General features: G+C 35.0%; 27 protein-coding genes. 17 read left to right on the top strand and 10 right to left on the bottom strand.

All coding sequences use genetic code 11. From position 1 onward, the window contains the following. Positions 1 to 42 precede the first annotated feature (42 nt). The 7 genes from ACKC83_RS01410 (at position 43) to ACKC83_RS01380 (ending at position 5,934) form a co-directional block, all read left to right on the top strand. Complete coding sequence (locus ACKC83_RS01410; RefSeq protein ID WP_414035242.1) at positions 43 to 747, top strand: FadR/GntR family transcriptional regulator; 705 nt, start codon at positions 43 to 45, stop codon at positions 745 to 747. A gap of 113 nt (positions 748 to 860) precedes the next feature. Beyond that, positions 861 to 2,144 carry an MFS transporter gene (locus ACKC83_RS01405; RefSeq protein ID WP_414035243.1) on the top strand — a complete coding sequence of 428 codons (1,284 nt, stop codon included), beginning with the start codon at positions 861 to 863 and terminating at the stop codon, positions 2,142 to 2,144. 38 nt (positions 2,145 to 2,182) lie between these two features. Then, on the top strand, positions 2,183 to 2,947 hold the full coding sequence (locus ACKC83_RS01400; protein WP_414035244.1) for an SDR family NAD(P)-dependent oxidoreductase: 765 nt from the start codon (positions 2,183 to 2,185) through the stop codon (positions 2,945 to 2,947). Between the two features lie 203 nt (positions 2,948 to 3,150). Continuing rightward, a complete protein-coding gene (locus ACKC83_RS01395) occupies positions 3,151 to 3,753 on the top strand; it encodes a TetR/AcrR family transcriptional regulator (RefSeq protein WP_434036771.1) in 603 nt (200 codons plus the stop codon). 49 nt (positions 3,754 to 3,802) lie between these two features. Continuing rightward, on the top strand, positions 3,803 to 4,603 hold the full coding sequence (locus tag ACKC83_RS01390; protein WP_434036770.1) for a haloacid dehalogenase type II: 801 nt from the start codon (positions 3,803 to 3,805) through the stop codon (positions 4,601 to 4,603). Between the two features lie 67 nt (positions 4,604 to 4,670). Further along, complete coding sequence (locus tag ACKC83_RS01385; protein WP_434036769.1) at positions 4,671 to 5,405, top strand: SDR family oxidoreductase; 735 nt, start codon at positions 4,671 to 4,673, stop codon at positions 5,403 to 5,405. A 166-nt stretch (positions 5,406 to 5,571) separates the two neighbouring features. Then, on the top strand, positions 5,572 to 5,934 hold the full coding sequence (locus tag ACKC83_RS01380; RefSeq protein ID WP_434036768.1) for a DUF1304 domain-containing protein: 363 nt from the start codon (positions 5,572 to 5,574) through the stop codon (positions 5,932 to 5,934). Positions 5,935 to 6,029: 95 nt separating this feature from the next. On the opposite strand, the gene ACKC83_RS01375 is transcribed toward ACKC83_RS01380, so the two are convergent. Then, positions 6,030 to 6,902 carry an outer membrane beta-barrel protein gene (locus ACKC83_RS01375; RefSeq protein WP_434036767.1) on the bottom strand — a complete coding sequence of 291 codons (873 nt, stop codon included), beginning with the start codon at positions 6,900 to 6,902 and terminating at the stop codon, positions 6,030 to 6,032. A gap of 231 nt (positions 6,903 to 7,133) precedes the next feature. Here ACKC83_RS01375 and ACKC83_RS01370 point away from each other — a divergent pair, with 231 nt between their 5' ends. Both ACKC83_RS01370 and ACKC83_RS01365 read left to right on the top strand, forming a co-directional pair. Continuing rightward, positions 7,134 to 7,823, top strand: coding sequence for a peptidoglycan DD-metalloendopeptidase family protein (locus tag ACKC83_RS01370; protein WP_434036766.1), 690 nt, complete (start codon positions 7,134 to 7,136; stop codon positions 7,821 to 7,823). Positions 7,824 to 7,972: 149 nt separating this feature from the next. Next, complete coding sequence (locus ACKC83_RS01365; protein WP_414035251.1) at positions 7,973 to 8,503, top strand: dihydrofolate reductase family protein; 531 nt, start codon at positions 7,973 to 7,975, stop codon at positions 8,501 to 8,503. Between the two features lie 22 nt (positions 8,504 to 8,525). Here ACKC83_RS01365 and ACKC83_RS01360 read toward each other — a convergent pair whose 3' ends face one another. Together ACKC83_RS01360 and ACKC83_RS01355 are read right to left on the bottom strand one after the other, a co-directional pair. Beyond that, complete coding sequence (locus tag ACKC83_RS01360; protein ID WP_434036765.1) at positions 8,526 to 9,005, bottom strand: thioredoxin family protein; 480 nt, start codon at positions 9,003 to 9,005, stop codon at positions 8,526 to 8,528. Positions 9,006 to 9,015: 10 nt separating this feature from the next. Then, positions 9,016 to 11,370: a TonB-dependent receptor gene (locus ACKC83_RS01355; protein WP_434036764.1), complete on the bottom strand. Its 2,355-nt coding sequence runs from the start codon at positions 11,368 to 11,370 to the stop codon at positions 9,016 to 9,018. A 104-nt stretch (positions 11,371 to 11,474) separates the two neighbouring features. Here ACKC83_RS01355 and ACKC83_RS01350 point away from each other — a divergent pair, with 104 nt between their 5' ends. Next, positions 11,475 to 12,122, top strand: a complete 648-nt coding sequence (locus ACKC83_RS01350; protein WP_434036763.1) for a metal-dependent transcriptional regulator — start codon at positions 11,475 to 11,477, stop codon at positions 12,120 to 12,122. 18 nt (positions 12,123 to 12,140) lie between these two features. Here ACKC83_RS01350 and ACKC83_RS01345 read toward each other — a convergent pair whose 3' ends face one another. Both ACKC83_RS01345 and ACKC83_RS01340 read right to left on the bottom strand, forming a co-directional pair. Further along, positions 12,141 to 12,722, bottom strand: coding sequence for a YdeI/OmpD-associated family protein (locus ACKC83_RS01345; protein ID WP_434036762.1), 582 nt, complete (start codon positions 12,720 to 12,722; stop codon positions 12,141 to 12,143). Positions 12,723 to 12,737: 15 nt separating this feature from the next. Then, a complete protein-coding gene (locus ACKC83_RS01340) occupies positions 12,738 to 13,688 on the bottom strand; it encodes a CorA family divalent cation transporter (RefSeq protein WP_414035256.1) in 951 nt (316 codons plus the stop codon). 247 nt (positions 13,689 to 13,935) lie between these two features. Here ACKC83_RS01340 and ACKC83_RS01335 point away from each other — a divergent pair, with 247 nt between their 5' ends. The 3 genes from ACKC83_RS01335 to ACKC83_RS01325 all read left to right on the top strand — a co-directional run bounded on the left by ACKC83_RS01335 (position 13,936) and on the right by ACKC83_RS01325 (position 16,760). Further along, entirely contained in the window at positions 13,936 to 14,754 is an 819-nt protein-coding gene (locus ACKC83_RS01335; RefSeq protein WP_434036761.1) for a hypothetical protein, read from the top strand. Between the two features lie 159 nt (positions 14,755 to 14,913). Continuing rightward, a complete protein-coding gene (locus ACKC83_RS01330) occupies positions 14,914 to 15,870 on the top strand; it encodes a phosphatidate phosphatase App1 family protein (RefSeq protein WP_434036760.1) in 957 nt (318 codons plus the stop codon). Continuing rightward, on the top strand, positions 15,867 to 16,760 hold the full coding sequence (locus ACKC83_RS01325) for a diacylglycerol/lipid kinase family protein (RefSeq protein WP_434036759.1): 894 nt from the start codon (positions 15,867 to 15,869) through the stop codon (positions 16,758 to 16,760). The genes ACKC83_RS01330 and ACKC83_RS01325 overlap by 4 nt, the downstream gene beginning before the upstream one ends. A gap of 109 nt (positions 16,761 to 16,869) precedes the next feature. Here ACKC83_RS01325 and ACKC83_RS01320 read toward each other — a convergent pair whose 3' ends face one another. The 4 genes from ACKC83_RS01320 to ACKC83_RS01305 form a co-directional block, all read right to left on the bottom strand. Beyond that, positions 16,870 to 18,261, bottom strand: coding sequence for an efflux transporter outer membrane subunit (locus ACKC83_RS01320; protein WP_434036758.1), 1,392 nt, complete (start codon positions 18,259 to 18,261; stop codon positions 16,870 to 16,872). 2 nt (positions 18,262 to 18,263) lie between these two features. Then, positions 18,264 to 19,445, bottom strand: coding sequence for an HlyD family secretion protein (locus tag ACKC83_RS01315; RefSeq protein ID WP_434036757.1), 1,182 nt, complete (start codon positions 19,443 to 19,445; stop codon positions 18,264 to 18,266). Between the two features lie 36 nt (positions 19,446 to 19,481). After that, entirely contained in the window at positions 19,482 to 19,913 is a 432-nt protein-coding gene (locus ACKC83_RS01310) for a DUF3302 domain-containing protein (protein ID WP_434036756.1), read from the bottom strand. A 197-nt stretch (positions 19,914 to 20,110) separates the two neighbouring features. After that, positions 20,111 to 20,437: a winged helix-turn-helix transcriptional regulator gene (locus ACKC83_RS01305; RefSeq protein WP_434036755.1), complete on the bottom strand. Its 327-nt coding sequence runs from the start codon at positions 20,435 to 20,437 to the stop codon at positions 20,111 to 20,113. Positions 20,438 to 20,573: 136 nt separating this feature from the next. Here ACKC83_RS01305 and ACKC83_RS01300 point away from each other — a divergent pair, with 136 nt between their 5' ends. Beyond that, a complete protein-coding gene (locus ACKC83_RS01300) occupies positions 20,574 to 21,572 on the top strand; it encodes a YhdH/YhfP family quinone oxidoreductase (RefSeq protein WP_434036754.1) in 999 nt (332 codons plus the stop codon). Positions 21,573 to 21,663: 91 nt separating this feature from the next. On the opposite strand, the gene ACKC83_RS01295 is transcribed toward ACKC83_RS01300, so the two are convergent. After that, a complete protein-coding gene (locus ACKC83_RS01295) occupies positions 21,664 to 22,614 on the bottom strand; it encodes a sterol desaturase family protein (protein ID WP_434036753.1) in 951 nt (316 codons plus the stop codon). Positions 22,615 to 22,809: 195 nt separating this feature from the next. Here ACKC83_RS01295 and ACKC83_RS01290 point away from each other — a divergent pair, with 195 nt between their 5' ends. The 3 genes from ACKC83_RS01290 to ACKC83_RS01280 all read left to right on the top strand — a co-directional run bounded on the left by ACKC83_RS01290 (position 22,810) and on the right by ACKC83_RS01280 (position 26,107). Then, positions 22,810 to 23,352 (top strand): Crp/Fnr family transcriptional regulator, encoded by a 543-nt coding sequence (locus ACKC83_RS01290; RefSeq protein WP_414035266.1) that lies wholly within the window; start codon positions 22,810 to 22,812, stop codon positions 23,350 to 23,352. Positions 23,353 to 23,429: 77 nt separating this feature from the next. After that, a complete protein-coding gene (locus tag ACKC83_RS01285; RefSeq protein ID WP_414035267.1) occupies positions 23,430 to 24,026 on the top strand; it encodes an HdeD family acid-resistance protein in 597 nt (198 codons plus the stop codon). A 383-nt stretch (positions 24,027 to 24,409) separates the two neighbouring features. Then, positions 24,410 to 26,107 carry an alkaline phosphatase D family protein gene (locus ACKC83_RS01280; protein WP_434036752.1) on the top strand — a complete coding sequence of 566 codons (1,698 nt, stop codon included), beginning with the start codon at positions 24,410 to 24,412 and terminating at the stop codon, positions 26,105 to 26,107. Positions 26,108 to 26,212 lie beyond the last annotated feature (105 nt).

Here is a 26,212-nt window from a genome sequence, read left to right as displayed (position 1 = left end):
TTTTGTCCAGCTGAAAACTGGTTAACCAATTTTTTTGAATAAATGAAAGTAGAAGTTTTAATGAGTAATGATTATGATGAGGTTCATAATAAGATTATAGCAGACATTGCTGAGCTTATTAACTCAAAAAATCTTGAGCCAGGAGATAAATTACCATCAGAACGTATGTTGTCTGAAAAATTTGGTGTAAGTCGCGGTTTAGTCAGAGAATCCATAAATAAATTAGAATTTTATGGGTTGTTAAAATCAATTCCACAAAGTGGAACCTTTGTTGCAGATATGGGAATTATCGCAATGAATGGAATGGTACAAGATATTTTAGAACTTCAGGTGCCCGATTTTAAATCGCTCGTTGAAACACGTATTCTTTTAGAATTAAAAATTGTAAAATTAGCCTCTTTAAGAAGAACTGATGCAGATTTATTAAATATTAAAAATGCCTTAGAAGCTTATGAAGAGAAAATTCTAAAAGGAGAAAAAGCTGTTCAGGAAGACTTATTATTTCATCTGGCTATTGCAAAAGCATGTGGAAACAGTATGCTTAACGCATTTATGTTAAAAATTACACCAGAAATTATTACCAACTTTAGGAAATATCATGTTTGTGTAAATGAGCTAACGATGTCTGCAATTAATGAGCATAGAGCCATTTACGAGGCTATAAAAGCAAAAGAAACAATGACAGCTCGAGAAGCTTTAAAAGTACATTTTAAAACATTGTATCAGTATTGTTATAATGTAGAGTAAAATATTAAAGAAGATTTAAGGCGTTTAAGTTTTATCTTTTTAATGCAAACAATTAATTAATAACAAGAGAAAACTGTTAATCTCATTTTTTTCTTGAAAATCTAAAAATTATTATGAAAGTAAAAGGATTAAGGTGGTTTATTATTGGGCTCATATTTTTGGCCTCGGTAATTAATTACATTGACAGGAGTGCATTAGCAGTAATGTGGGGGAACGAAAATCTTCCAGGTTCAATTTCTTACGATTTAGGATTAACTAAAGAACACTATAGTTACATTCTTAACATCTTTATGGTGGCCTATGCACTTGGACAATTGTTTTCAGGTAAATTGTTCGATAAAGTTGGAACACGTATAGGTTACGTTATTAGTATTGGTGTTTGGGGATTATCTTCTTTCTTACATTCTACAGTTAGAGGATTTCTTGGTTTAGCATTTTTTAGAAGTACATTAGGTTTGTCTGAGGCAGGTAACTGGCCAGGTGGAGTTAAAAGTAATGCCGAATGGTTCCCGATTAAAGAACGTGCTATTGCACAAGGTTTGTTTAATGCAGGAGCTTCTATAGGTTCTGTAATTGCACCACCATTTATCGCGATGCTTTTCGTAGCTTACGGTTGGAGAACAACCTTTATGGTAGTGGGATCTTTTGGTATTGTATGGATTCTTCCATGGTTACTTATTAACAAAGCAGGTCCTAAGAAACACCCTTGGATTACACCAGAAGAACAAGAATTTATCTTAGATGGTCAAAGTCAAGCAGACCGTGATGCAGAAGATAATGTAAAAGGATTAACCTTAACACAAATTTTATCGCACAGAGAAGCTTGGTCTATCGTTGTAGGTCGTTTCTTCTTAGAGCCAATCTGGTGGTTATTTGTAGGTTGGATGCCAATTTATCTTTTTGATGTGTATGGTTTCGATGTTAAAGAAGTAGGTATGTTTGCATGGGTACCTTACGTTGGTGCTGCTATTGGTAGTATTGTTGGAGGATACGTTTCTGGACAAATTATTTCTAAAACAAACTCTATCGATAAAGGTAGAAAATACACCATCTTAATTGGAGGTATCATCATGTTCTTAGGATTAGTTGCAACTATCTTCTTTGGAAATACACCAGAACGTTTCGTAGGTATTGTATTTATAGTATTATTTGGTTTCCAATTTGCTATCGGTAACGTACAAACTTTACCTAGTGATTTATTCAGTGGTAAAAACGTTGGTTCGTTAGCTGGATTAGGTGGAATGGTAGGAGTATTCTCTGTTATTATAATGAACTTTATTGTTCCAATAGTAGCAAAAGTGTCTTATACACCTGTATTTATTGCGATTGCATTATTTGTACCGCTAGGAATTGGAGCGATTTATTTCTTCGCAAAAGAGATTAAGTCAGTAGAGTAAAATAAGAGTAAATTAATTAAAAATTAAATATTAATAAAATGAGTGATTTAAAAAATAAAATTGCGGTTATTACTGGAGCTACCGGTGGAATCGGTTTCGAAGTAGCAAAAAGATTAGGTCAAGATGGATATACTGTAGTTTTAAATGGTATTGAAGATGAAATCGGAGCAGAAAGAGTAAAAGAACTTACTGCTGAAGGGATCACTGCTGAATATTTTGGATTTGACATGACAAAAGATGAAGCTGTAACTGAAAACATTACTAAAATTGGTGAAAAATACGGGAAAATCGATGTTCTTGTAAACAACACTGGTGGTATTGGTGTAAGAGCTAGATTTGAAGAAATGACAACTGAACAATACAGATTTGTTATGGCTTTAAACTTAGATTCAGTATTTTTTGCTTCTAGAGCTGCTATTCCTTTCCTTAAAAAATCGGATAACCCATCTATTATTAACTACACATCTAATGCAGCATGGAATGGTGCAGGACCTGGAGCTGGAATCTATTCAGTATCTAAAGGTGGAGTACAATCTATCACTAGAGCTTTAGCTAAAGATTTAGCTGAGTACGGAATTAGAGTAAACGCAGTATCTCCTGGTACTATCGATACGCCTTTCCACGCTCAAATTAAAGCAACTAAACCAGAAGTTTTTGCTTCTTGGGCAAACAGTGTTTTATTAGGTAGATTAGGTCAACCAGAAGAAGTTGCTGGAGTTGTTTCTTTCTTAGCTAGTAAAGATGCTTCTTTTATCACAGCAGAAACTATCCAAATTGGTGGTGGTCAAGCTTTAGGTATCTAAGTTTATATCATATTATATTTAAAAGGGTCTGCTTTACGCAGACCCTTTTTTTATGCCCAATTTTAAGAAGTTCATAATGCTTCATCACATTTTAGGTAAACAAATCTGTGCTGAAGGCATCTCTTTCCGGCATCTAAGTGGTCTTAAGTCTAACGTTTTGTTAAAAAACATTCTAACCGGTATCTTTTATTTAAGTTTGTGTTATGCAACAAGGATTAAAATCGGAATTAACCAAACAAATTATTGTAGACGAGGCGTTTAAGCAGTTTTACGAACAAGGTTTTAAAACAACCAGTATCGATAAAATAATGAAAGCATCTAAGCTTACAAAAGGTGCGTTTTATCATCACTATACAAACAAGAAACAATTGGCGCTTGAAGTCATTGCTTTAAAAGTGCAGAAACGCGTTAGCGATAGTATGATTCTTCCGCTATACGAACCGGGAGATGTAATCGCTATTCTAAATACTACATTTTTAAATAGAATTAAGTCCTTTAGTGGTTACGAAAAGCAACATGGTTGCCCCATGAATAATTTAATAAATGAAATTGGGGATTTCGAAACCGCGTATCAATTGGCGTTAAAACATATTATAGAGACATGGAAATCGGCATTAATCGCATTGATTGATAGAGGTAAATCCGAACATGCCATACGAGAAAATGTGTCTAGTAAAGCCACTGCAATCTATTTAATAAGCGCTTTTGAAGGCATCCGTGGTATTAGAAAACTATACGACAACGATGTATTATTAGACGATTACCTTTTAGGATTGTCTGAATATATACAGCAATTACAACCTTAATATGTGTATCATTTAGCATGCTATACAGTGTGTTTTTAAAATATTAATTATGACAAATAACAGAAGAGATTTTATTAAAAGAACAGCCATGTTTGGTTTAGCTAGTGCAGCCGTACCGCAATTTGGTTTGGCCGCAAATGAAATTTTAAATAAAGAAGACAACATCATGAACACAAGACCTAAAGTATTATTTTTCGATGTAAATGAAACCTTATTGGACCTTACAACCATGAAAAAGAGTGTAGGAGATGCACTTGGTAATCGTAGTGATTTATTGCCATTATGGTTTACTACCATGCTACAATATTCATTAGTATCTACCGTGGCAAATCAATATAACGATTTTGGAATTATAGGCGCTGCAGCGCTTCAAATGGTAGCGGCGAATCATGGCATTACCTTATCAGAGAAAGACGCTCAAGAAGCCGTTTTAGAACCTATAAGATCGTTACCTGCGCATCCTGAAGTAAAGGATGCCTTACAAAAGTTAAAAGACGCTGGATATAAATTAGTCTCGTTTACAAACTCATCGAATAAAGGGGTAGAAACGCAATTTAAAAATGCTGGCTTATTAGATTATTTCGAAGAGCGATTAAGTGTTGAAGATATAGGTAAATTTAAACCTCATGCCGATGCATATGCTTGGGCTGCTAGAAAAATGGGCGTAGAACCTAAAGAGTGTTTATTAGTAGCAGCACACGGTTGGGATATTTCTGGTGCATTATGGGCTAACTGGAGAGGCGCATTTGTAAGCAGACCAGGTGCACAACTTTATCCGTTATCCCCTAAACCAGAAATTAATGAATCTAATTTATCATTAATTGCAGAGCGTTTAATCGCTTTAAAATAATAAGATCATGTACCGGAGCTAAGCCATCCGTATGTTTTTAAATCAAAATCTTAAAAAATTAAATACTATGAATCTGGAAAATAAAGTTATTATAGTAACGGGTGCGTCTCGTGGCATTGGTAAAGAAGTCGCTTTACTGTTATCTAAACATGGTGCCAAAGTGGTTGTAAACCATTCTAATAGTGATGCCGATGCAAAAGAAACCGTTTCTCTTATCACTAATAATGGTGGACAAGCCATTGCCGTTAAAGCAGATGTAAGTAATCGGGAAGAAGTAACCGTGTTATTCGATACAGCCATTGAAACCTACGGAAAAGTAGATGTGTTAGTAAATAATGCTGGTGTTATGAAAGCAACATTACTTAAGGATAGTACGCAAGACGATTTTACGAAACAGTTTGAAGTAAATGTGAGAGGTGTTTTTAATACCTTACAAGAAGCTGAGGCTAAATTAGCCGATGGCGGAAACATCATTAACTTTTCATCGTCTACCGCGAAATTAATGTTTCCTACTTATGCCATATATTCTGCAACTAAGGCAGCCGTAGAGCAAATGACTAAAGTGTTTTCTAAAGAAGTAGGACGTGGAATTTCGGTAAATGCATTGGCTCCAGGGCCTACAGAAACCGATTTGTTTTTAACGGGAAAACCTGAAGCTACTTTAGACAAATTAAAAGGCATGAATGCGTTTAACCGTTTAGCGCAACCTATAGATATTGCAAGAGTGGTCTTGTTCTTAGCAAGCGATGAGTCGAAGTGGATTTCTGGTCAGGTTATTGGTGCCAATGGTGCTATGGTTTAAATCCTGATATCGGTTTTTATTTTAGGTATCTTTGCGTTTAAAGTGGCCTTAAAGTAGTAACGGAGGCTTTTAAAATGATTTAATTTCTAAAAGAAAAAGAAGCCCTTACGCTATAGATTCCTAATTTTGAAGTTTTAAACAAACCCAACACCTAAAACCTAACACCATGCATATTGTTGCCCAAATACTTACTGCTATTGTTGCTCTAGAACATCTTTACATCTTATGGTTCGAAATGTTTGCTTGGGATACTGTAGGTAAGAAAACCTTTGACTCACTTCCGGCGGAGTTGTTTAAAACTACTAAAGTATTAGCTGCGAATCAGGGGCTGTATAATGGGTTTCTAGCCGCTGGATTACTATGGTCGTTTTTTATATCAGATCCTGTGTGGACAGAACATATTAGAGTGTTTTTTCTAGTTTGTGTTATTGCTGCAGGATTGTATGGTGCAAAAACCATCTCTAAAAAAATACTAGTGGTACAAGCTGTTCCTGCTATTTTAGCTTTACTATTTGTATGGCTATCTTAAGATAATTAATAACACATATATTCTGTTTTATAATACACAAAAAGCGAAGGTTTCCCTTCGCTTTTCGCATGTATAGTACTGTGAAATTATATGGCTTAATTCGCAGAACTATTAAATCTGTATGTAATCCCTACATTAAGACCAAAAGATGAATATGGCACTTTTTGAGCTAATTCTTTAGAAGAGTCTGTTTCTGTATTAGATAATTCATCTACATATGTTGTTTTCTTAACAAATCCAGGAGGCAAATTGTCTATAGTATATAAACCTTCAACAGCTACAGTACCATCAGGTAAAACAACGTTGGTGTTGAAACTTTGAATTTCAGAATCTTTACGTTTTAAGCTAATACCATAATATTCAGCTTCAGCAAAAATACTGAAGTTAGAATTTAAGTCGTATTTATATCCTAAAGCGGCTACAAAACCAAGAGGAAATACTCCGTGAAAATCTTCAACATAATTAGTATCTGTATAAGAACCAGCAGGAAGATTAACACCTACTGATGCAAATTGATCTAATTGTGCTTGACTTAAATCTGCTGTATTACTAACCACAGCTTCAGTTTTACCACCTACTTTTATTAAGGCTCCAAAACGTCCGTACACGTTATTTGTAAATTTGTATACCATAGATAGCGACGCTCCGTAAGCACGTGCTCTTGCAATAGCATCTACTTGCTGAGTAGGTAAATCTACTTCAGATATAGTTTGGTCTGCACCATTTAAATATCCAAAACTTAAATCGGCTCCGAATGTGTCATTAAAGAAATATGTTCCGCGTATTTGGAAGTTCAAACCTTCACCATAACTTCCATAATGGTTTTCTGTTCCTGATGAATTTATGGATTCACCTGTTTTCATTCCGGCACTTCCCATAGCGTAACCTGTACTTAATGAGACTTGAAATTGTGCATAAGACATCGTACTTAATAGAACGACTGCCATAGTTAGTATTGTTTTTTTCATGTTTGTTTAAATTTTTTGTAAAAATAGAATTTAATCAGTTTAAAACACTATTTTTTGTGAATAATTCATTTATACGGGTAAATATTGGTGTAATTAACACATTTTTTTTGTAATTCCATACTTAATAATTAAAAATATTTCATCATATTCCGTTTTTTTAACAATACTTATCTTTCAAATAAGTGTTTATTTACGTTAGAATATGTTTTACTTTTGAATAAATTCGTGATTATGACACCGCATGCCTTTAACCATATTCTTAATGGTATAGATAAGAATCCAATTCGTGTTTTGGCCCTCGACACCGAAACGATAAAATATGTGCCTTTAGATTTATCTGAAACACATTTAGAGTTACAAACTATAGATGTGTCGTCTTCCTTGCATTTTGGGGAATATATAACGAGCTATTCAAAAACGCATCAGGCTAACATTGCTTTTGGTGGTTATTTGGAGGTGAGGAACTTATATAAGCGGAGTACGTACTTTAATTCTGAAAATAAACAAACCGAGCGTAATATTCATTTAGGAGTCGATTTATGGTGTCCTGCAGGAACACCTGTTTTGGCGGCCTTGAACGGCACTGTACATAGCTTTAATAATAATTTAAATCATGGCGATTACGGGCCAACTATTATTTTAAAACACAGCATGTGTAATATAGAATTTTACACTTTATACGGTCATTTATGTTTAGATTCTATCTCTAATCTAAAGATTGGAGCAACTGTAATTAAAGGACAGCACATTGGACAATTAGGTACCTCGGAGGTGAATGGCGATTATCCGCCACATTTGCATTTTCAAATTATAAAAGACATGCAAGCGTTTACAGGCGACTATCCGGGTGTGTGCAATGTATTAGATTTAGAATATTATACTACGAACTGCCCAAACCCGAATTTGCTATTAAAAATTTAGTATTTTTAGTTTTGAGATATTTGATGTTAACTAAAAAATTAAGACCTTTATGTCTGCGTTAAATAGAAATATTTACATTAGTTTGTTTGACTATCAGAACTAAAGTTGTTTGTGTTATATTTACATAAACCAGTTCCCAAATTCTTTATATGAAAAAAGTAAAATTGTACATCGGCATGAGTTTAAATGGAAAAATTGCTGCAGCTGATGGTGGTGTAGATTGGTTAGAATCTATTCCAAATCCAGATGAATCTGATTATGGCTATTCTAGTTTTTATGACTCTATAGACACAACAATACAAGGTCATGCCACATACAAACAAATTTTAAGTTGGGATATCGAATTTCCGTATCTAAGTAAAAGAAATTATGTGTTTACCAGAGACGAAACTAAGCGTGACGATAGAAATGCCATGTTTGTTTCAGAGAATCCTATAGATTTTATGAGAGACTTAAAATTGAAAGAAGGGAAAGACATTTGGTTAATTGGTGGCGGACAAATAAATACATTGCTTTTAAATGCGGGCTTAATAGATGAAATTCAAGTGTATGTTATGCCTATTATTTTAACCGAAGGAATTAATCTTTTTGAAGCTTTACCAAAAACAACCAATTTGCATTTAGAATCTACTAAAAGCTACAAGAGTGGGGCTGTAGAAATGTTATACACCCTTAGTTAAATTATACTTTTAGATTGAGGTGCTAAAGCGGTTTTAAAAGTTCCAGTAATTCGTTAGAGGTATAATATTCAAAAACTCGTTGTCTCACAGTAAAGTCGTTGTTTAAAAAAATGGTGGCCGGAAGTGAAAATGGAAAACCTGCTCTAGAGGCCAGAGCCAATGGAATTTCATGTATGCCGTTGCGCTGTGTTAACGATTGTGTATTGGTATATGTCACATTCTCGAATGTAATAGTATCTTGAGTTTCTACATCCATTTTAATGGCATAATATTCCGAGTTAATGGTGTGTATAACATCGGTTTTAGTAAATACTTTACGTTCTATTTTTTTACAATATGCACACCATTTGGCATGGAAAAAGATAAAAACGGGTTTAGGGTTTTCTTGTAAAGCCACTTCTAATTCTGCAAAGGTTTTCCAATGAATCTCATCGGTACTTTGAGAGGTTGCATTGGAATAGCCTCCGAGAAAAACACAAATTAAAAGAATAGATCTTAGCATGATAAATGTATTAAAAATCACCAAATTTTAATCCTACAAATACGGTTCTTGGTCGGTTTGGTCCGTATATATAAGTAGAATCACGCCCTGCTCCAGAATCAAAATCGTTTTGGTAACTGTTAAAAATATTTTGTATTCCACCACTAATCTCTACATGAAAATCTTCTATAGGATCGAAGTGATAGGTTAGCTTTGTAGTCATATCAAAAAAGGCATCGGTGTCTACAAGTTCCATAAATCCAGAGTCACTTATAATATGTGGCACAATCATAGATCCTGTGTAACTACCGGTAACGTCAAGTCTTAAATCTTCAATAATTTCCCAATTAGAATTTACAAAACCATACACATTTGGGGAACGTGCGAACTCTTCTAAAATAACATCTTCTTCTCCAGGGTAACTGCCATCGGCTTCAAAAAGTACTTGATCTTCTTTATATATAGATTTCTGAAAGGTTACTCCCGCTTGGAAAAACAACGATGGGCTAGGAGAGATACTAACTTCTATATTTGTTCCAGCAACGTAAGCGCCCGCTCCATTTCTAGATTCTTCTAAAATAGATCCATTAGGTAACGGTGTTCCTGTGCTTACTATGGTAAACGGATTTTGTAATGTGGTATAAAACCCTTCAGCTAAAAAATTGGTTTGAGTTTTATTGTAGTCTTTTGTGAAATTTAAAGAAGCTGTGTAGGCATTAGAAAATTCACTTTCCAAGTTATTAGACAAGATAACAAAACTTTGTTCGCCACCAACAGAGGCAATATGCAGATCTTCGTTAAAAGCTTGTGGCGCACGAAATCCTCTGGCATAACCACCTCTAAATTGAAGGGCGTCGTTAATGTTATATAATACTGTTAAGCGCGGACTTAAAACCGTTTCGTTAACTTCTGAAGTGCGCTCTATATCTTGAATGGTATAATATCCATCCACATCAACATGGTCTAATCTAGCGCCAATTAAGGCCGTAAAGCGTGCGGTTGGTTTCCATTCGTACTGACTGTAAAACCCGTAATTATTCACTTTCTGATCTACCAAACGATTATAGCCAGTGATAATATCGTCGGTGTCATTCATTTGAAATTCTACGCCCGAGGTAAGTACATCGTTATTTTTAAAATTATGAGTAAATTTTGCTCCGGCAACTAAGGCCAAATCTTTAGTGGTACCAAAGGCATTATTGGCCGCAACAGAATCGGCATGCGTGCGTCCGCCTCCCAAGCCACCATAATAACTCTCGCGATCGGTATGTTGTACAGAAACGTAAGCACTTAAAGCATTTGTTCTTGCGTCGTTATATAATTCGTAATCTAGCCCTGCAAAAATGGTATTATGGTCCAACTGTTCGGTAACATCTGTAAATTGAGGTGCAAGCTCTAAGCGATCGCCACCTCGTCTAAACTCTTTAATAGCTGTAAAGTCTATTCCAATTCTACTATTATCGTTAGGCTTTATAAATGCTTTTGTTCCGAGTGAATTGTTGGTGAGTTTTGTAATTTCACTAAAGCCATCATCATTCGCATCATAAGCATCTCTATGTCTGTACATACCATATACCGTTATACCTGTAGTAAGCGCTTCGTTTACTATAGAGGCATTCATATTTACACTGCGGTCTGGTGTTTTTCCATCAATTAATCCCAAATACGAACTGACATCCCAAGTATTGTTTATAGGTTCTTTGGTTATTACATTAACCGTTCCTGCAATAGCATTAGAACCAAAGAGGGCAGAACCACCACTACGTACAACCTCGACACGATCAATAATACTTACGGGTATTTGTTCCAATCCGTACACGCCATTAAGCGCACTAAAAACAGGTCGGCTATTTACCAGTACTTGGGTGTATTGCCCTTCCAGACCGTTAAGACGAACTTGGGTAAAACCACAATTTTGACAGTTTGTTTCTACGCGAACTCCGGGCTGAAAATTTAATCCATCGGCTAATGAAATAGATTGTGTGGCTCGGAATAATTTCCCACTCAACACATTTACAATAACTGCTGCTTCTTTTTTACTAATTCTGTTTCTGGTAGCACTAACAACAACTTGGTCTAATCCCAAAGCATCTTCGGTTATGTTAAAATCTATAGTTTGATGGATTCCAGATATAACTTCTATTTTTTTAGTTTGGGTGCGATAACCTTGATATTGAACGATTAATGTAATCTCGCCTTCAGGAACATTTAAAGCATATTTTCCATTCACATCGGCATCGACACCTTGAGTTCCGGATTTTACATAAATACTAGCAAATGGAATAGGTGCGCCATTAGAACTGATAGTCCCTGATATGATGGTGTTTGATTGTTGTGCCGAGACGACAAAACCGATTAAAAACAGTAAGTAAAATATTTGTTTCATAGATTGTAAAATATATTTGTTCGTTAGACTAATTAAAAGTTTAGGTAAAGCTAAAACTTTATTCTGTAAGAATAAAATGTATCTTTGCATTTTATTTTAAAATTATGTTCACACCATCTGAAGAGAATTATTTAAAAGTCATTTTTCATCTGCAACAAGATGTCGATAAAGGCGTTTCTACAAGTAGTATTTCTGAACGATTAAATACTAAATCGGCATCGGTTACGGAGATGGTTAAGAAGCTTTCTGAGAAGAAGTTGGTGAATTACCAAAAGTATTACGGTGTACATTTAACCGAATCAGGATTGGTACATGCCTTAAGTATTATAAGAAAACACAGGCTTTGGGAATGCTTTTTGGTAGAACGCCTTAACTTTAATTGGGATGAGGTGCATGATGTTGCAGAGCAATTAGAGCATATAAAATCTGCAAAGTTGGTAGAAGAATTGGATAAGTTATTGGGACGACCATCTTACGATCCGCACGGAGATCCCATTCCAGATGCCAACGGAAGTTTACCTGAATCTTCTAAAAAGAAATTGAGCCAGTTAGGTGCTGGAGATCAGGTGGTGTGTAAAGGTTTTAAAGATAATTCGTCTTCGTTTCTGCAGTTTTTAGCAAAACAAAACATTGGATTAGGCACCGTAATTGATATTTTAGATGTCGAACCTTTTGATGAAAGTATGAAGGTTAAAGTCGATAAAAAAGAGGTTACACTTTCTAAAATGGCGACCAATAATATTCTTGTGTAACAGCTCCCAAGTTTCCGATTAACGAAACGGATTGGGATTAATATTTTGACTAGCTTTTTGGACGATTTCCAATATACGTTTCGCGCGTGTGGGTTCTCTTTTAGCGCTAAGAATCCAGTATAAAATGTTTTTCTTAACCGAGTTACTCAAGCTCGCGTAATACGTTTTCGAGCCTTCGAAGTTTGTAAATTGGGCTTCTAAATCGTCTGGAATTATCAGGGCATCTATAGGATCTAAAAAAGTCCAAGATCCGTTTGCTTTGGCAATGTCAATGCAGACTTGGCCGGCATCGGTCATTAAATGGTTTGCAGTTAAAAAGTCAACCTTATCTTTATTTACTTTAGACCACGTACTGTTCGGTTTTCGTTTACTAAAAAACTGCATGTATGTTTCACTGTCAATAGATTTTTTTACGCTATCAATCCAACCAAAGCATAGGGCATGGTCTACCGCTTCACTCCAGGTGAGATTCTGTGCAGGAGCATTTTTCTTATAAATAATTAACCATACAGAAGCTTTATTTTTATGATGTACTTGTAGCCATGCACGCCAATCGTCTTGGTTTTTAGGGCAAAACTGTTCTATGTCTTTTTTAGTCATCTGCTTAAAATAGATTTATAACCACTTTTTCTTTTTAAAATATAAGAAGGGTAACATCGCCGATAAAATCATAATCACTAGTATTATTGGATAGCCATAAGCACTATTTGTTTCCGGCATATTATTAAAATTCATACCGTACACGCCGGCAATAAATGTAGGAAGTGAAATACATACGGTAACGACGGTAAGCGTTTTAAAAATATGATTTTGCTCCAAATCGATTTTGTTAGAGACATTTTCTCTTAAATCATCTAATCGATCAAAATTAAATTGAATATAATCGGAAACCACAGTTAAATCATTTAGCTCGTCTTTAACCTCGGAGCGAATATCCATTTTTTGTTCCCAGTTGCTCTTTATGTATAAACGAAATACTCGGGTGGTTTCGATTAGTAATTCTTTAATAAGAAGGTTATTAAAATTAAATCGGGTTATAATATCCATTTCATGACTTGAAATGTCTTTTTCAATGAGAATGGAATTAGCGAGTAGTTTTATTTTGCGAGACAGATTTTCGGTGATATCGGCATAATAATCCGAAATAAAAGCAAACTGAAAATTAAAAAGGCTTCTTACATCTGTTGCCTTATGTAAGAGTGCCGCTTTATTTGGGTAGATGTCGTTAATATATTTATCCATACTACTCGATGAAAATAGAAACAATCCAACTTCAGAAATTATTATAAAATAAGGTTCCTCAATTAATTTTCTATTGGTGTCGTAATACGGTATAGAAAAGTGAAAGGCAGCCTGATTATCGTCTTCTAAAAAGTGAGAACTAATTTCGATGTCTTCGTAATTCTTCATTATCGAGAAATCGAGGTTATACTGTTCTGTGAGATATTTTAAATCGGATTCGGAATAATCAAGGAAATGCATGATGAAAAAATCTAATTCGGAAGGAATTTCATTAATGTTTTCCGCTTTAATTATGTTTTTACTTTTTAATAAAATGTCTATCATCGTACAATTTTTGAGAGCGACAATTTAATTATAAATAGGTGGGGAATAAAACATATCGTTACGTTTTAAAATAATATAAGCTACCTGACTGACTTAATTAGGCGTTTTACTATCAGTATACTAGCGAGATTAAAAACAGAGATCCTTTTTTTAGTGTTTTTATTAGGTGTTGTAGTTTCCTTATTTAGTATTTTTGGCGGCTATTATTTCAATATTTTTTTTAATAAAACGCTTTAAAGATTATTCCATGAAAAAAATTAAGATTTTAATCGCAACTTGCCTTCTAAGTACGACCTGTATGTTTGCTCAAGACAAGAGTCTAGATAGTACCGCAACTACCACGGCAAGTGCTAGTGCGGCTCAAGCAAACAACCCTTTAGCAAATATGACGGCGGTAAGCTTCCAAGATTATTATATGCCAAAACTAGCAGAAGCACCAGACGCTGCATTTATGAATACCATGTGGGTGCGTTTTGCTAAGCCCGTGGCAAAAGGAAAAATGTTATTACGTGCCTCTATGCCGTTTTCGTCTTTAGGGATGCCTAACGTAAATGGTGTTGTAAACACAACTAGTGGTACTGGAGATTTTAATGCTTTTTTATCTTATAATTTTGTGTCTAATGCCACAACAACCATGGGTATTGGTCCGTCTATAACAGCACCAACAGCCTCAGACGATCTTTTAGGAACAGGAAAATGGCAAGGAGGATTTGCCTTTGTTGGTTTCGTAGCTAAATCGCCAGTGTTTCAATTTGGAGGATTAATCACATGGCAAGCATCGTTTGCAGGAGATTCGGATAGAGCAGATACAAGCTTAGGAGCAATTCAACCGTTTTACTTTTGGCAATTGGGTAAAGGGACATATTTAAGAGGAGCACCAATTTGGGTATTAGACTTCGAAAAAGATGCATACTCTATCCCAATAGCATTAGGTATTGGAAAGGTAATTAAATTAGGACCTACAGTGTTTAATTTGTATATCGAACCACAATACTCTATGTATGTTAAAGGTACACAGCCTGTATTTCAAGTGTTAACAGGTATTAATTTACAGTTTATGAAATAAAAATTACTTCAATTTTAATGTACTATAAAGCCTCAATGTTTTTAAATGTTGAGGCTTTTTTTATGTGTTATAAAGCACAAGAATTTAGCATTACTAATAGCGTATTGTTTTTGAGGTTAGCTGTGAGTTTTATATCTTTTAACTGAATTAAAAATATGTATGGTTTATAGTAAAAAAGCATCCGTTTGGGAATTATCGGTTTTACAACTCGCCACCGATAAAGTCTGGTATAAAGGCGTGGTTTTAAAAGGAAATAGAGACATTCAAAATAAAAAGGGTAAAGCCTTTCAAAATGCAATTCGCGTTATTTGTTCATATTTCACACCTGTTTTGTCCAATCAAGAGATATGTATTCATACAAAGGCAGGATTAATATTTACAAAAACCGATACATTTGGTCGGTTTCAAGCCGTTTCTGACAAGGCGTATTGCGAAGATTTAAAAATAACACTGTCCGGCTCCGATGAGGTTTTAAAATTAATTCAGAACTATCCTGTTTTTTTTCAGGAAGAACAGAGAACGCTAGATATTATTTCAGACATAGACGATACTATTTTAGTGTCTAACACCGCGAATATTTTTCAGCGTATTAAAACGTTATTATTCTTGGTGCCGGAGCGACGTACAGTAATCGAGTTTACCAAAAACATATTTCAGGCTTGGGAAGATGTGAATCCACGATTGTTTTATGTGTCTAAAAGTGAGAGTAATTTATTCGGACTTTTAACTACATTTATAAAACATAATGAGTTGCCTTTGGGGGTATTAACGCTTACACCATATTTGAGTTTTTTTCAGCTGATAAAAGGACAAAAGCCAATAGATTTTAAGTTGAATGCTATTCGTTTTCTAATCACGCAGTCTAGAAGTAAACATTATATTTTGGTTGGAGACGATACCCAAAAGGATATGGCAATTTATACCACTTTAGCTAAGGCGTATCCCGAACTTATTTTGAAAATATATATTCGCAGAACCGGTAAGGATATTAGTGAAACACAGCAAAAAATGTGGGAAGAGTTGTTGGCTACAGGAACCTCTGCTTCTTATTTTTTACCAGAGCATGCAGATTCCATTCTAAAAGAAATACAGACTCTAAAAGAGGAATTAATATGAAATTATTATTTGTAGTGAACCCCATTTCTGGAGGTGTAGATAAAAAACCTTTTCTAAAAGAAGCTAAGGCAATCTGCGATAATTTTGGTTTAGATTTTAAAATATTTAAAACTACAGGGCACTCAGACGAAGCGAAATTAAAAGACTTATTGAATGAGTATTGTCCCGATAGAGTGGTGTCGGTTGGAGGTGATGGAACTACCTTATTCACTGCAGTGGCTTTACTAAAAACAGATATTCCCATGGGTATTATTCCTTTAGGTTCGGCCAATGGAATGGCAGTAGAGTTGGGCGTTTCTCAAAAACCAATCAAGGCGTTTCAAGACATTATTATGTCTAATATAATTGGAGACCTAGATTTGGTGAGCGTCAATAAAACCCACTATTCCATTCATATTGGAGATGTCGGAATTAATGCCAACATTGTAGATGGATACGAAAAGGATGACAACCGAGGTATGGCTACTTATGCCAAGTATTTTATTGAAGCTTTAAGTAATGTTGAGCCTTTTAAGGTAAAGATTGAATGCAATGATGAGGTATATCATTCGGAAGCCGTTATGCTTGGCGTTTGTAATGCTAGAAAATATGGAACTGGTGTGCCCCTAAATAGTGAAGGCAATCCGATGGATGGCGTGTTCGAAATTGTTTTAATTGAAAAAATTAATGCTAATGTTTTAATCAAAGCCGGACTTTCTAGTTTTGATGAAACGTTTTTAGACAGTCAGAATAATAAAGTAATTAGTACATCTAAAGCTAAAATTATGTTTGACACACCTCAGTTATTGCAATTAGATGGTGAAATAATAGGCGAATTTAAAACCTTAAAAGTTAAGATTTTAAAAGGCGCCGTAAAGTTAATTACGAGTAAACAAAATGTGTATGTATAACGTGAGGCTACCTTAAATATAGAAAGTTAAACTTGAGTGTTGATATCGCATATTTTATAATTAAAAACAAAAGACTTAAGCTAAAGTGTCGTGCTTTAGCTTAAGTCTTTTACATATTCCCACCAAGCGCCATATATAAATTAATGCGCTGAATAATTTTTTCACCTTTAATATTCAATAAGTCGGTTTCAGATTTATACAAATCCATTTGCTGGTCGATTAAGTTTCTCATATCGACTAACCCTACTTTAAATCGCACCTGTTCTAGCTCAAAAGCTATTTGGTTACTTTCAACAGATTGTTTAATAAATATCTCACGTTCTCCTACTGTTTGTACTGCATCTAATGTGTTTTCTACATCTGCCATGGCATTTAAAACGGTGCGGTTATAATTTTCAAGCGCTTGTTTTTGTTGCGCTGTTCGAATGGCAACATTAGCTTTTAATGCACCACCTTGATAAATAGGAGCCACTAATTCGCCACCAATACTTCTGATAGGGTTTGAAAATTCATCGGATAATTGAAAAATCTGACTGTCTAAAACGCCTAAACTTGCGGTTAAACTCAGTTGCGGTAATTTGGCTGCTTCTGCTTCTCCAACACGATAAAAAGCCGCGTTATAGCGCTGTTGAGATGCCAAAACATCTGGACGGCGTTCTAGGATTTGCAACGGAATTCCAGCAGGGATTTCTGCGTTTAGCTCAACCAATTCATTTTTAACTTCTATGTCTGCAGAAGGGTAGCGGCCCAAAAGTAATTCTAATGCACGCAATTGATTGGCATAAGCCAGTTTTAATTGACGATTAGCATCTTTTAAACTATTTAGATTGGCATTAGCCATTTCTACATCTATCTGAGTTCCAATCCCAATATCGAATCGGTTTTGAGAAATCGTCTTCATTTTTTCAGAGAGCTCAATCATTTGCTGTGCCAACTGCATTTGCAAATAGGTTTTCGACGCTAAAAAATATGTTCTTGTAACATGAGCAGCTATAGACAGGCGAGCAAAAGATTGTTCACTTTTCATAGCTTCTAGATTGGCTTCTTCTGCACTTCTAGCACTTCTTAGTTTGCCCCAAATGTCTATTTCCCATGAGGTCGCAAATAGTGCGCCGTTTAATCCATTGCCAAAAGTACCTCCTAGTTTTGTACTCTCTCTTCCTAAGATGGAGAACGCTGGACGTAAAGCCGCTTGCGCTGCTTGAAGATACCCATTGGCTTCTTCTATACGAGCACTCGAAATTCTTAAATCGGGATTGTAAACAAGGGCTTCATTAACCATGCTGTCTAAAACCGGATGATTAAAGGTACTTAACCAATTGTCTTTTACCGCTAATGTATCTGCACTGTTTTGCCAAGTAGAGGGCAAAATAAAGTTCGCAAAAGCCTCTTCTTGTAAATCTTCGCTAGTTCCAGGTTGTTTTACCGCACAACTTTGAATGATACAGAGTCCTGAGAAAATCAACAAAAATTTAAATATGTTTGTGTTAAGGTTCTTCATCCTTAATGTAGTTTAAGTACTAACCAGTCCATTTTGGTACCGACTCTCATAATTACTTTTCTAACCAAATGAATTAAAGCCCCTTTTTCGGTGTATATAGCTCCTTGTCCGATTGCTCCAGGAGCGAGAAATAAATCTTTATCGGCTTCAGAAACACTTAATCGCACAGCGAATCGACCTTCGGTTAAATGAGATTCTTGCGTATCTGGTAATCTACCACTCGCTGTAATTTGACCTTGAGCATTCGCCCAAATGATATGATCGACTTTACATTTTATTATTTTATTCGGGTAGGTTTTAAGAGCAACTTCGGCAGGATCACCATCTTTAACGTATCTAATTTCATTCTGATTATATAGTGCAATAATCCACTGTTCATCTTCAATAAAGGTCAGTACAGGTTTTATAGGAAATTGTACAGCTATGGTTCCAGGACGTAATTGTAGATTTACAATACGACCGTTGGAAGGTGCAAGATATACTGTTTGAGAGAGTTTCCACTCGGCTTCCTGCAGTTCCACTTGCGCTTGTTCTAAAGCGGCACGAGCTTGCGTAATTTCAGATAATTCACCTTCAGTATTTACTGCAGAAATACGTTGTAAATACTGCGATTTTTCTGAAAGTGCCACTGTTCTCTGTGCTTGTAAATTACTTAAATTAGCCTGAGCTTGTTCGTAGTCGAATTTAGAACCCGCACCCAAATCTGCTAATTGTTTGGTTTGTTGCTCTCGTTTAACGGCTAAATCTAGTTGCGCATCAATCACATGAATTCTATTTGTAGCTCCAGAAATTTGGTCTTCTAATTCGCGATCGTATGCTCTTGCACTAAGTACTTTTGCTTCTAATGACGGAATTCTAGATTTAAGATTGTCTACTTTTAATTGGAAAGGAACGGGATCTATTTTAAATAAAGTATCTCCCTTTTTTACATGCTGATTAGGTTTTACCTTAACTTCTGTAACCATTCCTGTTACAGTGGGTACAATTTCTACATTATAATTTAAAACGCGCACATCGTGAGACGATGGTGCAACAATATTTAAAAATAGGATAAGCAATGAAATCGCGACTACTGGAATAATGTAAACAATAACTTGCGAAACGGTATTCCATGGCAATAGTTTGAATTTAAAAAAGATAAGCCAAACAATTCCACTATATATAATAAGTAATAAAATTTCCATAGGTTGGTGGTTTAATAGGTGTGTTTAGGTAGCCTGTTAGAGTTCTGGCGAATCTGGCTGAGGATCATTTTTACTTGAGGCTTTTTCTTCTTTAAATTCTTTTAAAGTGGTTTCGTGGTAATCGCCTTTATCGGTGCCGTAAGCCATTTTGTAAAATACAGGTTTACTGTACGCCCATAACCATGCTAATGGCCAAAGCAGTCCTCCAAAAAGCAAAGACAGAAAACACAGTATTTTAATAGCTTGCGCTTGTGGATGATTGCGTTTTTCGGCAATTTTTTCTGGTAGTACATGCACAAATAGAAAGCCTCCAATTAGAGCGATTGGAGCGATGATTAGAGCTATCCAACTGACAACTTCGGCGACAGAATCTTCAAATTCACTGTCGTGAGTTTCGGCTACAGCAATAAAAGGCAGTAAAAAAAAGAGAAATGTAATACGGTTCTTAAAGGTTGATTTATATCGCATTAGATGTGGTTTTTAACAAATATAGTTAAAATTTAACACGATTTTAAGAAAATATTATTAGAGCTGTTTGGTTCTAAACGTGGGGTTTTTTCAGAATTTTAAATCATTAGAAAGCATAACGTTGGGTTACGTAATGCCTTTATATGGTATTTGATTGTGATCTTAAATAAATATCAATGTGTAAAATTCGAGTTTAATTAAATCTCAGAATTATCTATAGCTTTCTCAAAAAGAATACCGCCTTTGTACATGCCTTTAAGGTAAGGCTGAATTTCTTTGCCTAAATCGGTTAAACTGTATTCCACTCTTGGTGGGACTTCAGGGAAAACGGTCCGGTTAATTAAACCATCTGCTTCTAATTCTTTAAGCTGTTTGGTGGTCATGCGTTCGCTAATGTCTGGTAGTAATTTTACCAATTCGCCATACCGTTTATTGCCTTGAAAAAGGTGTAAAATAATGGTTCCTTTGCGTTTGCCTTTTACCACATTTATAAAGGTGTCTATGGGACAATAACTTTTTTTCATTTTTTTTCTTTGCTAACCTATTGCACTGTACAATTCAGAATAAAATGTTCGTTACCCAACATATTGTGAGGTGTTGGTTGTTACCATTATTATGCTGAAATTTGTATAAAAGTAAGTAAAATTAAACAGAATTAAGATGAAAGCAAACAATTCAATTTTCAAGGCTTTTCGAGTAGAAGAAGTCGATTCGACTTTTAAAACTTCTATTAAAGATATGGCCGTTAGTCCTTTAAATGAAGATGAAATTCGAGTTAAAGTACACTACAGTTCACTGAATTATAAAGATGCTTTATCGGCTTCTGGAAATAAGGGTGTAACCAGGCATTTTCCGCATACTCCAGGAATTGATGCTGTAGGGATTATTGAAGAATCATCTAGTGATGCATGGCAAATTGGAGACCAAGTTATCGTAACCAGTTACGATTTAGGGATGAATACCGATGGTGGTTTCGCCGAGCATATTACCGTGCCTGCACATTGGGCTGTAAAATTACCAGAGACGTTAACAATGAAAGACGCTATGATTTACGGAACTGCTGGATTAACAGCAGGAATGTCTGTACTAAGATTAACACAACTAGTAAAACCTGAAGACGGGAAAGTTGTGGTGTCTGGAGCAACGGGTGGAGTAGGCGCTTTAAGTGTCGCGATACTAAACAAATTAGGTTATACTGTTGTTGCAATAACAGGAAAAGAATCTGAGTCTGATTTTTTAAAAGCGCAAGGAGCTAGTGAAATTTTATTGCGAAATGACATTGAAAACTTCGATAAAAAACCATTGCTAAAACCTCTATTTGCTGGTGGGATTGATACTGTTGGTGGTGTGATTTTAGAAAACATAATAAAAGCCACACAATCTATGGGAGCCGTTACAAGTTGTGGTAACGTAGCTTCGCCAAAATTAGATTTAACGGTGTTTCCGTTTATTTTACGAGGCGTGACTTTAATCGGAATTGATTCTCAAAATTATCCAATGAACTACAGAACCGAGGTTTGGAATAATTTAGCATCCGATTGGAAAATCAGTCAGCTGGAAGACATAGCTACAGAAATCACTTTAAAGCAGGTCGATGAAAAAATACAATTAATGCTTAAAGGACAGCTAAAGGGGAGAACCGTTATAAAGATTAGATAGTAGTTTTCGTTTATCTACGATTTATTCATAAAAAAAAGATATCTCAATAATTAGAGATATCTTTTTTTGTTTTGTTCAATTTTAAAACACACTAAGCAGGTGTTAAATCGTTGTTTTTAGATTCTTCTGCAATTTGTTTACGCATTTGTTTTACGGTTAATGTGCTTCCGTCGTGGCTCCAACCTGGAGGTCCAAAGGCATACATAAACTTATGATACCAGTTTTTGCTTTTCTTCATATCTGCCCAAATATTCTGATACTCGTGCATTAAAATCACATATAAATTATAAGACTCTGGAGGTGTAGACACGCCATATTCAATTTCAATAGTTTCATCTAATTCTTTCCAAGTTCCAAAAATACGGTCGAATACATTTAAGAAGCCACCATGATTTTTATCCATGTATTCTAAATTCCTAGCATGGTGAACTTGGTGCATGGTATGCGTGTTTAAGAATTTTTCGAAAACCCCTAACTTTTTAACGTACTGTGTATGAAGTTGAAACTGCCATAACGATTCAATACCTAAGCAAACCACTAGCATTTCTGGCGGAAATCCAATAATTACAATCCACACATAAAAGAAAGGTTTGTAAAAAAGCGTAAACCATCCATTTCGTACGGCAGTACCTAGATTAAAATTATCGGAAGAGTGATGCACAATATGTGCGGCCCATAATACGCGAACCATATGGTTTTGTCTGTGAAACCAATAATATGTAAAATCGTCTAACAGCATACAAATGGCCCAAAAATACCAAGCATAACCAAACGATTTATATCCCATTATATTGGTGCGAACGCCATTAACTTCAGGATTAAAAAGGTCGTAAGCGAAATTAAAAATCAATATAACGGAAACCGTCTTTATAAGTGCGCCTAAAACGGCAGAACCTACACCAAGGGAAAGGCTAGAAATAAAATCTTTCTTTTTGTATAAATCCTTTTTATCCTTGTCAAAAACTTTACTATACGAGAATTCCAGGGCAATAAAGCCCAAAAAGCAAGGAACACCATATACTAAAGGGTTAGTAAAATCCATAAATTAATTTTTTCTGCAAGTTATAATATATTTTACTCGGAATTAAATCTCTTTTTAGTTGATTTGATTTTTAATAATTTTTATTCTTATTTTTAGTTGATATACTAATTTTATTGATTAGAAATGCATTCTTTTTCTATCACTGATAGTTAGTAGGTTACAAGGCGATGCTGTCGTTAATAAATGAAATAAAAAATGGAGTTAGAACACTTTTCGGACCTTATAAATAGGCCAGATGCCAAAACAAAATATTACAAAAAAGGACAAATTCTTCAGTTTGCTGGAGACGAGCAAGCCAAGTTGTTTTATGTTAAAAGCGGACTTTTAAGAAGTTACATTATTAATGAAAAGGGGAAGGAACACATTTTCGATTTTGCGCCCGAAGGCAAATATATTTCAGATGTAGAATCTCGTCAGAATAATATACCAACAAGTCTTTTTATAGATACGATTGAGGATAGTGAGGTAATAAGTGTGCCGCTAGAGAAATTAAGTCCAACCGGATTAAGTCCTGAACTTATCTTTAATGAATTCACAGATTTAGCGCTTCGATATGGCGTTTTGCAAAAACGATTAATCATGCTTTTAAGCGTGCCTGCACGACATCGTTACACTCATTTTATTGAAACCTTTCCAGAAGCTATAGATAGAATACCGCTTAAAATGATAGCCTCTTATTTAGGAATTACTCCAGAAGTACTCAGTAAAATTAGAGGTGAAATTGCTAGGGGTAAATAATTTACGTTTCTTAATCTAGATTAATTTTAAGACTATTATGTAGCTATACCTTTGTGATATAATTAAATCAATATATCATGAAAAATTTAGTAAAAAATAGTTTAAAATACTGGTGGATGCCACTAGTTTCAGGAGTATTAATGATTTTATTAGGCGTATGGGTTTTTAGAACACCAATCGCATCATATATCACTTTAGCGATTTTATTTCAATTGGGATTTTTAATTTCAGGTGTGTTCCATATCGGATTTGTATTAACTAATAAACACAACATTTCGAATTGGAAATGGAGTTTAACTTCAGGATTTATAGACGTATTTTTAGCTTTCATACTATTCTCTAACCCAGGATTAAGCGCTGTAATGTTGCCTATTTATATTGGATTTATGTTGTTTTTCCGTTCTATTATGGGCATCGGACTTTCCTTCGAGCTCGAACAATCGTCTGTAAAAGGCTGGGGTTGGGGTTTAGCTAGTTCAATTTTAGCTATGTTATTTTCATTCTTAATGATTTCGAATCCATTTTTCGGAAGTCTGAGTATTATTTTTTATACAGGTTTTAGTATTTTATTTCTTGGGTTTTCTCAAGTGAGTATGGCTTTTAATCTTAATAAAATAAGTAAGGAATTAAATGAAGAAGATAGCAATATTTACGAAGTAGAAACGGTGGAGTAAATCGTGGTTTTAATATATTAAGTACAACACAAATTAAAGGAAATGACAAAAAAGTAGAAGCTAATTTTCAAGTGTTAATAACAATTAGTTTAAAAGTCCAAAATGTTTAAATAACATTCTGGGCTTTTTGTTTTATAAGCTATGCTCTTATAATTCATAAAATTAACACGAACGACTCTTTGTTTTAGGAATTTTTTTTCTTTAATTTTTGTCATCTAACACATTGATTTTGTAAGGTTAATAGTCAAAACATCGTAAGCTGATTATGAGTGTTAGAAACTGTCTTAAAATTGAAGCTAATTTGAGTATAAGGTAACATAGCGTTAAAGATTTACTAACCCTTGAAACTTTAAAATGGGGCATTTTTGAACAAAAAAAATAATATGGCATCAAAAGATACGGGCAGACGTGGATTTCTGAAAAAAGCGTTAATTGCAACTGGAGGAATTATGTTAGCTCCAAACTTTATAAGTTGTAGTAACGACGACGATAATTTCGAATCAGATTACAACGAATCTTTACTTAGTACTAAAAATTTTAATCAAGGTGTAGCTAGTTTCGACCCGACCAGTTCCAGTGTAATTATCTGGACGCGCTACGCAACAGCAAACAGTGAAATTATTTGGGAAGTCGCAACCGACTCGAGTTTTTCTAGTATCATTAGAACCGGAAAAATAACTACCGAAACCTCTAGAGATTTAACCATTGCAGTTGAATTGGCAGAACTAGACGCTAATCAAAAATTATATTATCGTTTTATAAATAGTGTAGATAATGCCATGTCTGTAGTAGGAGAAACCTTGACGTTGCCGGTTGAAGCATCTCAAGTTAAACTAGCCGTGTGTTCATGTTCTAATTATCAAGCCGGATTATTTAATGCTTACGATGCTATGGCAAATTCTAATGCCGATATTATTGTGCATTTAGGAGATTATTTTTACGAATACGGCGCTGGAGGATATGGTTCTACGGCCGAAAATGCATTTTTAAACAGACAGCATGAACCAGCTCATGAAATTTTATCTTTAGACGATTATAGAACACGCTATAAACAATACAGGTCTGATGTGTCGTTACAATTAGCGCATCAGAAAAAACCATTTATTTGTATATGGGACGACCATGAAATTGCAAATGATACATACATAGATGGTGCAGAAAATCATGACGAAGCTACTGAAGGGGCTTTTGAAGTGCGTAAACAACATGCGTTACAAGCTTACAGTGAATTTTTACCTTTTTCTCAATTGTCTGAAGGGAAAAACGATATTATTTACAGAACGTTTAATATAGGAAATCTTGTTAATTTAATCATGTTAGATACTCGTGTTATCGGGCGAGACAAACAATTAAACATTGCAAATTATTTTACAGCAACAGGTTTCGATGCTGTTGCGTTTCAAACGGCATTAAGCGATACCTCGCGATCTTTATTAGGTGCCGAACAACTAAGTTGGGTTACTAGCGAACTGCAAGGAAATTCTGCTAAATGGCAAGTACTAGGTCAGCAGGTGCTAATGGGAAAAATGTATATTCCAGCAGAATTATTAATGGCTTTTGGTAGTCCGAATTTCGTGCAAATTTTAACCGATTTAGTGACCATTAAAACCAGAATGTTGCAACAAGACCCTACACTTACAGCCGAAGAAAAGGCACGTGTTTTGTCTGCAATACCATATAATTTAGATGCTTGGGATGGGTATCCTGTAGATAGAGAGATTATTTACAATGCTTTAAACGGCAAGAAAATAGTCACTTTAGCAGGAGATACGCACAATGCGTGGAATAACGTATTAACGTCTCAGGATGGTACCGAAGTGGGAATTGAACTTGCTACATCAGGAATTAGTTCTCCAGGTTTCGAAACCTATTTAGGCGCAACAAACCCAGAAATGTTAGCTGGATTTGAGCAAGCTTTAACGTTATTGGTAGATGGTTTACAGTATTTCGATGCTTCTAGACGTGGCTATCTTATGGCGACATTTACACCATCGGAAGTGAAATCGGAGTGGATTTTTGTAGATACCATTTTATCTGAATCTTACTCGACAACCGTAGGACATACCACGACGTTCTCGTAATTACATACGCTTTTATTTAACAATGCCGTTACTAGATTTACTTCTGGTAACGGCATTGTTATGTTATGGTAATTTCAATAGAGCATATTATAAAGTTTAAAATGT

It is taken from the genome of Formosa bonchosmolovskayae (genome assembly GCF_051016085.1).
Classification (GTDB): Bacteria; Bacteroidota; Bacteroidia; order Flavobacteriales; family Flavobacteriaceae; genus Formosa.
The sequence above is the reverse complement of the archived record's forward strand: the minus strand, read 5'-3'. Positions and strand labels throughout refer to the sequence as shown.